Annotated in this window: 8 protein-coding genes and 1 pseudogene; 3 read left to right on the top strand and 6 right to left on the bottom strand. The window is 58.2% G+C overall.

Annotated elements, in window-relative coordinates:
• Window positions 1-461: 461 nt before the first annotated feature.
• The 5 genes from ACX3OZ_RS18520 to ACX3OZ_RS18500 form a co-directional block, all read right to left on the bottom strand.
• A complete protein-coding gene (locus tag ACX3OZ_RS18520) occupies window positions 462-1,289 on the bottom strand; it encodes a carbohydrate ABC transporter permease (protein ID WP_459105174.1) in 828 nt (275 codons plus the stop codon).
• 52 nt (window positions 1,290-1,341) lie between these two features.
• Entirely contained in the window at window positions 1,342-2,229 is an 888-nt protein-coding gene (locus tag ACX3OZ_RS18515) for a carbohydrate ABC transporter permease (RefSeq protein ID WP_459105150.1), read from the bottom strand.
• Between the two features lie 60 nt (window positions 2,230-2,289).
• On the bottom strand, window positions 2,290-3,567 hold the full coding sequence (locus ACX3OZ_RS18510; protein ID WP_459105149.1) for an extracellular solute-binding protein: 1,278 nt from the start codon (window positions 3,565-3,567) through the stop codon (window positions 2,290-2,292).
• Between the two features lie 154 nt (window positions 3,568-3,721).
• On the bottom strand, window positions 3,722-4,807 hold the full coding sequence (locus tag ACX3OZ_RS18505) for an ABC transporter ATP-binding protein (RefSeq protein WP_459105148.1): 1,086 nt from the start codon (window positions 4,805-4,807) through the stop codon (window positions 3,722-3,724).
• 198 nt (window positions 4,808-5,005) lie between these two features.
• Window positions 5,006-6,859, bottom strand: coding sequence for a glycoside hydrolase family 2 protein (locus ACX3OZ_RS18500; RefSeq protein WP_459105147.1), 1,854 nt, complete (start codon window positions 6,857-6,859; stop codon window positions 5,006-5,008).
• Window positions 6,860-6,973: 114 nt separating this feature from the next.
• Here ACX3OZ_RS18500 and ACX3OZ_RS18495 point away from each other — a divergent pair, with 114 nt between their 5' ends.
• The 3 genes from ACX3OZ_RS18495 (at window position 6,974) to arfA (ending at window position 10,722) form a co-directional block, all read left to right on the top strand.
• Window positions 6,974-7,981 (top strand): LacI family DNA-binding transcriptional regulator, encoded by a 1,008-nt coding sequence (locus ACX3OZ_RS18495; protein WP_459105146.1) that lies wholly within the window; start codon window positions 6,974-6,976, stop codon window positions 7,979-7,981.
• Between the two features lie 127 nt (window positions 7,982-8,108).
• On the top strand, window positions 8,109-9,038 hold the full coding sequence (locus ACX3OZ_RS18490; RefSeq protein ID WP_459105145.1) for an ArsR/SmtB family transcription factor: 930 nt from the start codon (window positions 8,109-8,111) through the stop codon (window positions 9,036-9,038).
• 106 nt (window positions 9,039-9,144) lie between these two features.
• Window positions 9,145-10,722, top strand: coding sequence for an arabinosylfuranosidase ArfA (arfA, locus tag ACX3OZ_RS18485; protein ID WP_459105144.1), 1,578 nt, complete (start codon window positions 9,145-9,147; stop codon window positions 10,720-10,722).
• Window positions 10,723-10,965: 243 nt separating this feature from the next.
• Here the strand turns inward: arfA and ACX3OZ_RS18480 are convergent.
• A pseudogene (locus ACX3OZ_RS18480) lies at window positions 10,966-11,388 on the bottom strand (hypothetical protein); the annotation flags it as partial.

Below are 11,388 nucleotides of genomic sequence, written 5' to 3'. Positions count from 1 at the left end.
CGTATGCAGAACAAACGGGATTCAAATGGCTGTCCGAAACATCCCTTGATCTTGCGGTGGGGGTTTTTGCGGGTGTCCAGCGAATAGTTTTCGCGGCCTATTGATGGAGAGGTAACTCAGGAAGTTTGGGCTGTCGGACTGTACTTAATGCGGGAATGCGTTGGTTCAGGCGCTCTTTTGCAGTTAACCGTGAGAGGGGCGGCGCGTGGATATTTGACAGCAGCACCGCTTTCTGCCGGACCGCCCCGTTTCAACCGAGAGCTGCGCCCACCATCGGCCATTTCTCATTCTGGCTGTTGCAGCGGTCAGAAACCTAAATGGGGTCGGATGCGATCGGGCCGCTTACAGATGAAAATTCAAATAAAGCTGTCGTTCGTCGAGCGGATTAATGACTGCCAATCGAACCGAGCGCTGAAGAGACAGGGATCTAGCAGTCGATAGTAAACAGGGCTGCCATCGTCTCAGCCCTTCACCCCGGCAGACAGCATAATTGCCTGTGTGACACGACGTTGGAATATCAGGTAGAGCACGGCAACCAGCAAGGCGGCCATCATGGCACCGGCGAGCTCGCGTGCATATTGGACGCCAAACGCATCGTTAACCTGCGTGATGCCTACGGCAACGTTCATCATTTCCGGCTTTGAAACCGCCAGAAATGGCCAGAGGAAATTGTTCCAGGCACCGATGAAGGTCACGATGGCGAGCGCCGTGGTTATACCCCAGTTCATTGGCAAATAGATGCGGCTGAAAATACGCCACTCACTGGCCGAATCCATCTTTGCCGCTTCCCGATATTCCTTGGGCACCGAGTCGAAGAAGTTCTTGTAGACGATGATCACGACGGGGTGGATGAGCTGAGGAAGAATGACCCCCATCCAGGTGTTGATCAACGAAAACTGCGCCATCAAAATGAAGTGGTTGACGATCAGGGCCGTCAGCGGAACCATGAAACTGGCGAGGATCAGAACCCAAAGCAGCGTGCGGCCCGGGAACCTGAGTTGCGACAGCGCATAGGCGGTGAGGGCGCTGCACACCAGGGTGATGGCAGTGACGCCAAGCGAGGTCACCAGCGAATTGAGGTACCATCGCCCGATCATGGTGTTGACCAGAACGTGCCAATAGGCCTCGATCGTCCAGGTGCGTGGCAGGAATTCCACGGTGCTGGAGATCACCTGGGATTCGGGCTTGAGAGAGGTGACCAAACCCCAATAGATCGGAAAGGCCCAGAGCACCGCAAAGATCACCGTGACCAGCGTCAGGATGAGCCCGCCGATATCGAGCGTTTTCATGATGCGGGGCTTGACCGTGAGGCCAGTGGTGTCCGCGACGACGTTCTGGCTTTCAGCGACGCTCATTTGTACCTCGTGCGCGAAGCAACTGGAACTGCAGGACCGAGAAGACGATGACGATCACGAACAAGGCGACCGAAATCGCAGCGGCATAGCCGCCCTGGTTTTTCTGGAAGGCCTGGCTGTAGATGTATTGCACCAGCACCATCGAGGGGTCAGGCCGGCCGCCCTGCACGAACAAATAGACCTGATCGAAAATCTTCAGTTGCAGGATCAGCTGAATAGTCAGCACGAGCGCTGTCACCGGCCAGATCAGCGGCCAGGTGATGCGACGAAAAATCGTCCAGCGATTGGCATTGTCCAGCGCCGCGGCCTCGTAGATGTCGGTTGATATCGAGCGCAGGCCAGCAAGGAACAGCAGGATGTTAAAGCCGCAGGTCCACCAGATGGTGACGAACGCAACGGCCGGCATGAACATCCACTGCGTCCGAAACACTGGCGTTTTCGCTCCGAAAATCCAGGTCAGCGGGTACTGCATGATGCCGAACTGCAGATTGAACATCCAGTTCCAGATGCGGTAAACCACCGAGACCGGCAGGATATAGGGCAGGAAGAACATCGCCAGAATAACGCTTTGCTGCCATCCCTTGAGGCGCGACACCATCATCGCAATGGCGAGCCCGATCAGCGTGTTGGGGATGACGGTCAGCGCGACGAAATAGGCTGTGTTTCGGAGGGCGGTCCAAAAACGACGGTCATCGAACATCTCGATGTAATTTTCGAGACCGACCCATTTTCCGGGCCCGATCAGGGGCGCATCGGTAAAGCTGAGATAGACCATCTGCGCGGTCGGCCACAGAAACAGCACGCCATAGGTCAGCACAAACGGAAGAATAAGAAGATAGGCGACCGCAACTTCGCGTCGGTGGTTCCTGATCATACTGCTCCGGCCCCTTAAAGTGTTCGGCGGCACGAAGCCGCCGAACCAGATTTTGAGGAATTAGTCGGCCTGGTCTTGCAGGTCGGCCTTCATTTCGTCGATGGCTTCCTGCGCACCCATTTCGCCGTTCATGGCCGGGCTGATATAGTTGGCAACGGCGTCATAGACGGGCGAAGCCACGCCAGCCAAGACCGACTTGGGATCGAAGACCGCAGTGTCAGCCAGCACCGAATAGGTGGCGTTGGGTTCCATGGTCTTGAACGCTTCGCTATCGCGGGTTGGTGAATAGGCCGGGATGTGGCCGGCATCTGCCCAGGCCAGCGAATTCTCATTCATCCACGAGATGACCTCCAGCACGGCGGCCTTCTTCTCCGGCGTCATTTCCTTGCCGACATTGTTCGGGATGGCAAAGCCATGCGAGTCGGCCCAGGTCGCTGGGTGATCGAAGAAGGTCGGGATGGCGATGGCGCCCCATTCAAAGCCGAGCTCGCCCTTGGCCGCGAGGTCGGTCATCGTCGGAACTTCCCAGACGCCGTTCATGTGCAGCGCTGCTTTTCCCGAGGTGAACAGCGCAACCGAACCTTCATATTCGGTCAGTGCCGGCGCATAGCCGCCCTCGACCCAGCTGGCCATGGTTTCGACGGCAGCCACTGCCTTTGGAATGCTCTCATCGGGCAGGAAGGTGCCGTCTTCGCCCAGGAACACGCCGTCCTGCTGGCCGAACAACGAGTAGAACACGCGCCACGGCGTACCGTCGCCCGAGGTCTGCAGCGAGAGGGCATATTCGGAATTGGGCTGGAGCTTTTCGAGAGCCGCCATGAAATTGTCGGCGCCATCTAGGCCCGTGGGCTTGCCGTCTTCGCCAAGGAGCCCCGCTTCGGCCAGCTTGTCCTTATTGTAGTATAGAACGATTGAGTGGATATCGAAGGGCACGGCATATTGGGCGCCCTCGCTCTGGCCGGCTTCCCAGTTGGCCGGGGCGAAGGTGTCTGCGCTAAGGCCGACGCTGGCGAGATCGTCCACGTTGATCTGCGCCAGAGCCCCCGAGGATACCCCAAGCGGCACGCGTGACAGGTGATAGGTCATCACGTCAGGACCTTCGCCAATGGCGGCCGAAGTCTGAACCTTGGTATAGAAAGGGGTGCCCCACTCCAGTGTGGTCGCCTGGATGTTGATTTCACCCTGATGTTCAGTGTTGAAGCGGTCGATCAGTGACTTCATGCGCACGCCGTCACCGCCGCCGAGGAAATCCCACCAAACGACGTCTTCCTGGGCTTGCACGGCACCGACAGATAACAGCGCAGTCGACAGCATTGCGATCTTGAAAAGATTCTTCACGTTTTCCTCCCTTGGGACAATCCCGACGCCACTCCTCAGGCAGTGCGCCAGCTGGCGAAGCAGGCGCACTGTAGTCAGGCGGCCGTTTTAGACGGCTCTATGTTCTTCTCGGCCGGCCCATTGATGGGCTCCATGCCGGTCTCCAACCGGTCTGTTAGCCGGCGGCGTGGTAGGCCTTTCCGGCATCGTCAAAAACGATGGCTGTATCGCCATCGAGAGTGATGTGGACGGTATCTCCAGCTTGGATCTGGCTGATGCCCTTGTCCTCGGCGACCAGGACGGTGTCATCAGGCAGGCGTGTATAGACCAGAGTCCGTTCGCCGAGCCGCTCGACCACGTCGGCCACGCCCGATATGCCAGCGCCCATGAAATTGACATGAGCGGCCTCTGCGCGAATGCCGAAGGTCAGGTTGTTTTTTGGCAAGGATGCATAGGGCACCGCGGTCTGTACCGCCGTTTGTCCGGCAAAGCTGACCGACGCCCTGCCGCCAACGTCGCTGATGGCTGCAATTGGGATGAAGTTCATTGCAGGTGATCCAACAAAGCTGGCCACAAATCGCGTTGCCGGGCGCGAATAGACCTCCATCGGGGTCCCGATCTGTTCGATCCGACGATTGTTCATCACCACGATACGCGTCGCGAGGGTCATCGCTTCGGTCTGGTCGTGGGTCACGAAGATCATCGTCGCCTTGATACGATTGTGCAGCTGCGCCAGTTCGAGGCGGGTGCGCACGCGTAATCCGGCGTCGAGATTGGACAACGGTTCGTCCAGAAGGAAAGCCTTGGGATCGCGAACGATGGCTCGACCGATGGCGACCCGCTGGCGCTGCCCGCCGGAGAGCTGCGCGGGTTTGCGATCCAACAATTGCACGATTTCGAGCATGCGCGCGGCATCTTCGACGCGTCTGGTGATTTCGGCCTTGGGCGTCCCGACATTCTGCAGCCCGAACGACATGTTGTCGCGAACCGTCATATGGGGATAGAGCGCGTAATTCTGGAACACCATCGCCACGCCACGTTCATTGGGCGGCAACTGATCGACGCGCTCGCCGCCAATGAAAATTTCCCCCTCATTGACCGCTTCGAGACCGGCAATCATGCGGAGCAGCGTCGATTTTCCGCAGCCTGATGGCCCGAGGAAGACGATGAACTCGCCCGACTCGATATGCATCGACACCTTGTCGAGAACACTAACCGCGCCGAAAGATTTGCTGACCTCTTTAAGGACAATGTCGGACATGGCTTTCCTCTCCCGCGGCGCCGCTGGCGCCACCTGCTAAGCACTCGAGGGCAAACCTCGGCACATAGTCATTTGTAATATTTTTCAAACGGATCGCGCGGACAGTCAATCCCATTCCAGAAAATGATATCAAAAATCTGGATAAATATCACCAAACCCGCTTTCGAGGCGGGTTCGGCTCCACCGCGCCCGAGGCCATCAGTCGATGGGCGACCCGTCCTTGGCCGCCGCGCGCGCCTTACGCCTGGCATTGTCAATCTGCTCATGCGGCACCGATGCTGCCGGCAGCATTGTAATATCGCGCAAGGTCTCGAAGGGCAGCTTCGGCTCGCGGCCTGCTGTCAGCAGCCCGTTCACTTCCTGCTCGGTGTCGCTAACCTGGGTGTAACAATAGCCAGCAATATGCGGCATGGCGGCGATGGCCGAGAAGATATCGCGAAGGCGATCTTCGAACTCCTTCGGATCCGCAACGGTGGAATAGCCGTGCCATTTCTCGCCCTGCTTGGGCAGGTAGCTTAACCCGCCAAACTCGGTCAGCATTACGGGCGCATCGCCCAAGACGCGACCACCCAGCACGATACGCCGGCGCGCCGGCCCCATTCCGGTCAGCATGGCCTCGATGTCAGCCGGCTCATGGAAGCGGCTCGTCAACCCGGCGCCATCGGGCGCATAGTCGTGCACTGACCAGATATCGCTCTCGACCAGTTCCCAGCCGTCGTTGGAAATAACCGGGCGGCTCGTATCGAGCGCCTTGGTCAGGTGATATAGGGCGCTGGCATAGTGCTCCTGATCGGGCCGATCCGCAATTTGCGACACGCCCCAGCTCTCATTGAGCGGCACCCAGGCGACGATGCATGGATGGCTCTTGTCGCGCCGGATTGCCGCCATCCACTCCTTTGACAACCGCTCGATGGCCGAGTTCGAGAAGGCATAGGCGCTGGGCATTTCCTCCCAAACCAAAAGGCCCAGCACGTCGCACCAGTAGAGAAACCGTGGGTCCTCGATCTTCTGGTGGATGCGCACACCGTTGAAACCCATGGCCTTGATAAGCTCGACCTCGCGCCGCAACGCTTCCGGGCTGGGCGCCGCGAGATGCGATTGCGGCCAGTAATTCTGGCCAAGCACCATGCGCAGATAATAGGGCAACCCATTGAGAAGGAACCGCTGCGCACCGACGGCGACGCTGCGCAGACCAAGATAGGACTGCACCCGGTCGGGTCGCTTGGCGTTCAGCACCACCTCGACATCCACCAGGTTCGGCTTTTCCGGCGACCACAGCAGGTAATCGCGATGCACGCCGTTTTCGAGCTGCGGCACCGGGATATCGAAGCCCAGTTCGGCGTCGTTGAGCATCATCGTCTGCTCGGCAATCGGCTTGCCCTGGGTGCTGAGCCTGATGGTCACCGTGGTTGGCGCCGCTGGCATGGTGTTGAGGCGGATATCGCAGCGGACGCGCGCATTGGTCAGGTCGGGGACCAGATGAATATCGGTCAGATGCAGTGCCGGAACAACACTCAACCACACCGGCTGCCAGATGCCGCTGGTGCGGTGGTACCAAATGGAATGGGGCGCCTCGAGCCAGTCCTGCTTGCCGCGCGGCATGCGGACATCTTCCGGCTGGTCCTCGGCGCGCACCACCAGCACCTGCTCTCCCGCGCCAAGGGCGTGCGTGACATCAAGAGAGAACGGCACATGCCCCCCCTCGTGGTTGCCGACGCACTGTCCGTTGACCCAAACGGTCGCTGCATAGTCCACCGCGCCGAAATTGAGCAGAAGCTGCTCGTCCGATTGCAGCTGTGGCGCCACAAAAGTGCGCCGATACCAGATAACCGGATGAAAACCGGTCTCGCGCAGCCCGGATAATTCGCTTTCCGGCGGGAACGGCACCACGATCTGGCGGTCGAAGACCGCCGTCTGCTGGCACCAGTTTTGGCCAATGCCGATATTGCCGTCGTCATGGGCAAAGCCCCATGAGCCGCAAAGATCAATCCAGTTGTCGCGGCGGAACTGTGGATTGGGCGCAAGCGTGGTTGCGGTTTCGGTGATCGTCATGGTTGCTCCTCGTCAGCGTCCACAGCTCTCGCGGCTGCCTTGCTAAATTTGTTTAGCAAGCTCATCCAACTGCGCTATCTTGTCAAGGATGGCTGCGAGGTGTCGGAGGGTGGTTTGAAGAAACGCGTCAAAATGGTGGATATTGCACGCGCGGCAAACGTATCGCGGACCGCTGTGTCGCTGATCCTCAACCAGGTTCCCGGTATGCGCTTCGCTGAAGCGACGCGGCAGCGCGTGCTGCAGGTGGCGCGTGAGCTGGGCTATGACCCAGGGCCTCGTCTGGAGGAATTGAGTCAGGAGAACCAGCGCCTTTTCGGGCTTCTGATCAATGAAATTTCGTCTGCTTACCCGATCGACTTGGTCTATGGCCTCCAGAACTGGGCCAATGCGCAAGGCGTCCAAATCATCATCCAGGTCACCGATGGCATCCTCGATCGAGAGAGCGCCGCCCTCGACAATTTCGCCCGTTTCGGCGTTGAGGGCGTTGTCTATGCCAGCAGCTTTTCGGCCTTGGCCGCGCCTCCCGCTGGGCTGCACGCGTTCCCCCATGTGCTGCTGAATTGCCGGCGCGAGGACGGCACCGGCCTCGCCGTCTTGCCCGCGGAACGGCACGGGGGGGCCGTAGCCACCCAGCATCTGCTCGACGTCGGTTGCAAGCGCATCGCCACGATCACCGGCGATCCCTGGCAGTTCGCCAGCAAGGAGCGCCTCGCCGGCTATCGCCGCACGCTCAACAAGGCGGGTCTCAATCTGGGCAAGGCCTATGAGGCTGCGAGCGACTGGGGGCATGCAACGGGCTATCACGCGGCCCGTCAACTCTTCGAACTTGCCGAACCACCCGACGCGATTTTTGGGCAAAACGATATCATCGTCCGCGGAATCCTAGCCGCTGCGCAGGAGGCTGGATTGCGCGTGCCGCAGGATCTGGCACTGGTCGGCTATGACGACCGGGAATTCGCCAAGGACCTGCAGATCAGCACGGTGACCCTCCCTCACGCTGAAATGGCTGAACGGGCGCTGGCCGAATTGGCGGGCGGTGGAGAACTGGGCGACAAGACGTTGTTCATCGCTGGTGAACTGATCGAAAGAGCAACAACGCAAAAAGACCCGGCCGGCCAATGAACGACCCAATGCATTCCGGCTGTTCTGGCACATTTGCACGCTGAAAACGTGCTCAACTCCGTTTTGCCCGTGCGTTCGCGACAAAACTGTTACATGAGTTCGGGGGTCGTTTCGTGAGAGTGCATCCGTGAGCCGCAATTTTTTGGTGATTGATCCAGAGGAAAGGATCGAGGTGCTGAAGGCGCTCGCCTCTCCGATCCGGATTCAGGTTCTCAAACTCCTCCATGTCGAAGGACCGCTCAACGGCAATGATATCGCCGCGCGACTCAGCCTACCGCAGTCGACGGTGTCGACCAATCTGCAAATTCTGGAAGGCGCGGGCCTTATCCGCACCGAGACGCAGAAGGCGCGCAAGGGCAACCAGAAAATCTGCCATTCTACCTTTGACGAAGTCCTGGTGACGTTCAAGGAGGAGGTCAAACCTCTGCACGCCAAGACGATCGAAGTATCGATGCCGCTGGGGCTCTATACGAGTTGTGAAGTGTCGGCGCCTTGCGGCCTGTGTTCAACCGAGGGCATCATCGGCTTACTCGACGTTCCGAACACGTTTCTGAACCCGGAGCGTATGAAGGCCGGGCTGATCTGGTTTACGCGTGGCTTCATCGAATACCAGTTTCCCAACAATGCCAAGCTGGCGCAAAACACCGTCGAGGTCATGGAATTCTCGCTCGAATTGAGCTCGGAAGTGCCTGGAACCTCGGCCGATTGGCCCAGCGATATCACGCTCTCCGTTAATGGCACCGAGATCGGCACCTGGATGTCGACTGGCGATTATGGCGACAAACGCGGTGTCTACACGCCCGATTGGTGGAAGCTCAAAGGCAGCCAATACGGCCAGCTCAAGAGCTGGCGTGTTACGACCGATGGCACCTATGTCGATGGGGTGAAGATATCGCCGGTATCGCTGGTGGACCTCGACCTTGCCAACCACCACTCGATCCGCCTGCGTATCGAAGTGAAGCAGGACGCCAAGCATCCTGGAGGCATCAATATTTTTGGCCAGGGCTTTGGCAATTACGACCAGGACATCATCCTAAGGCTGCAAACCGCGCGCTAGATCGAGCATCGCGAAGCTGCCTGCGCCCCCTTGCGCCAAACCTGTGTCACGGATAATCATAAATCCTGATATAAATCCATAAAATGGAACCAGTGGGAGAGGGCCGTTGAAAGCGACAGTTATTGCGAACAAGGACTACACGATCTCGAAAATCGATGATCGTGTATATGGGGCTTTCCTCGAACATCTCGGTCGCGCGGTTTATGAAGGCATCTACGAGCCCGACCATCCGTCGGCCGACGCCGACGGCATGCGCGGCGATGTCGTCGACTTGGTGAAAAAGCTCAATGTTCCGTTCGTCCGCTATCCAGGCGGGAACTTTGTGTCGGCCTATAATTGGGAAGACGGCATCGGGCCGCGCGAAGCGCGCCCAACCCGTCTGGATCTTGCCTGGCATACGTCGGAAAGCAATGCCGTCGGCATCCACGAATTCGCGAATTGGTGTGCAACGGTCGGCACGGAGATGATGCTGGCCGTGAACCTGGGGTCGCGCGGCGTCGATGAGGCCCGCAATTTCCTTGAATATGTCAATCACCCGGGCGGCTCCTATTGGAGCGACCTGCGCATAAAGAATGGTCGCAAGGAGCCCTGGAACGTCAAGCTCTGGTGCCTGGGCAACGAGATGGATGGACCCTGGCAGGTCGGGCACAAGGACGCTACGGAATATGGAAAACTGGCGGCAAACACGGCGCGCGCCATGCGCATGTTTGACAAGTCCCTGGAGTTAATCGCCTGCGGTTCGTCCAATTCGGATATGGCCAGCTATCCCGATTGGGAACGGATCGTTCTTGAACACACCTATGATCATGTCGACTATATTTCGCTGCATATGTACTTCGCCAACCGGGATGACAATACACCCAACTTCCTGGCGTTGGCAGAAAAACTCGACACCTACATTGAAACGGTGGCAGCGACCATCAAGCAGGTAAAGGCCAAGCGCAAGTCGAAGCGCGACGTCTATATCTGCTTTGACGAGTGGAATGTCTGGTACCATTCCAACAAGCGGGACCGAGAGATCCTGGACGGCAATGGCGGCTGGCCGCATGCGCCGGGTTTGTTGGAGGACATCTACAATTTCGAAGACGTGCTGATGGTGGGGTTGATCCTCAACACCTTCATTCGCCGTTCCGATGTCGTAAAGATTGCCTGTATCGCCCAGTTGGTGAACGTGATCGCGCCAATCATGACCGAAAAAGGCGGCCCGGCCTGGGCGCAAACCATCTATTACCCCTACTACTTCGCCTCAGTTTTCGGCCGCGGCACGGCCCTACAATTGCAGGTGAATTCGCCAAGTTATGAAAGCACGCACAAGTCGAAAACGCCGTTTGTCGACGTTTCAGGCGTTCAGAACGAAGATGGCACGCTCTGCTTCTTCCTCGTCAATCGCCACATGAGCGAAAGCATCGAGACCGAGGTTGATCTGCAAGGCTTTGCCGGCGGCACCATCATCGATCATCAGGTGATGACCCATACCGATCTGAAGGCCGTCAACACCGCGAAGGACCAGCAGCAGGTAGCGCCCCGCCAGGGCGATGGAGCGAGCATCAACGGCGGCAAGCTGCTGGTGACGTTGCCTCCCTATTCCTACCAAATGGTGCGGGTGCGCGTCAGCCAAGGCGCCCGCCGTCGAGCCAATAGCTTGAAGGCCGCGCCATGGCGCGGCCTTTCTGCATTCCCATGAGGTCACATTGTTCAAACGACTGTAAGCGCTCGCGTTAGTTGTGGGTTAGCCGCCGGCAACATTGCCAATCGCCAGCTTAAGAGCGGCAGTCCGGTATCGGCCCCATTCTGCCACCAGTGGTTGTTCTGCGAGGTGACCGCTGTATATTGCAGACGTAGCGGGAACGGTGTTTCTGGCAGTTCAACGCGGGACAAAACACTGCGATGATTCAGAGACGTTGGCTTTGAATCGTCATTGGCAATTTCAACGATCCGCCAGCCGCCGATTTGCATCTTCTTGTACTCGCTGGACCAATGCTGCTTGTTGAGCAATTGCTCCCTTTTCCCATTCTTCCAGCGTCATTGGTGGATTTGGGTCTTGCCAAATCCACGGCGATTGCGGTCCGTCGAAGTATAGTTCTCTTATGATATCCATTGGGTCCAATGGCTTAAGAAGAGCCCAGGGAAGATGCGATTTACCATCCCAGTCGGGTGGTCGGTACCAAGCGATTCCGTTTCCATGATTGTTAACGACGCCCAATCTCGGCGCTTGTAGGTACTGGGCAGCGAATTTCTCAGCGCCCATCAAGGGGAGCTGTTCTTCGATTGTTTGTTTGCTCTCCCGTTCCTCGCAAAGGGCCACGCCCTTATTTCTCGTAACGAACCCACCACGTGGGGTGGCCCATTT

The sequence above is a fragment of the Devosia sp. A369 genome, from assembly GCF_054489345.1.
The sequence above is the reverse complement of the archived record's forward strand: the minus strand, read 5'-3'. Positions and strand labels throughout refer to the sequence as shown.

What these genes read in the sequence shown, in the direction of transcription:
- ACX3OZ_RS18520 (WP_459105174.1), bottom strand. Translation starts at nt 1,289, where the DNA reads ATGAAAACGCTCGATATCGGCGGGCTCATCCTGACGCTGGTCACGGTG.
- ACX3OZ_RS18515 (WP_459105150.1), bottom strand. Translation starts at nt 2,229, where the DNA reads ATGATCAGGAACCACCGACGCGAAGTTGCGGTCGCCTATCTTCTTATT.
- ACX3OZ_RS18505 (WP_459105148.1), bottom strand. Translation starts at nt 4,807, where the DNA reads ATGTCCGACATTGTCCTTAAAGAGGTCAGCAAATCTTTCGGCGCGGTT.
- ACX3OZ_RS18500 (WP_459105147.1), bottom strand. Translation starts at nt 6,859, where the DNA reads ATGACGATCACCGAAACCGCAACCACGCTTGCGCCCAATCCACAGTTC.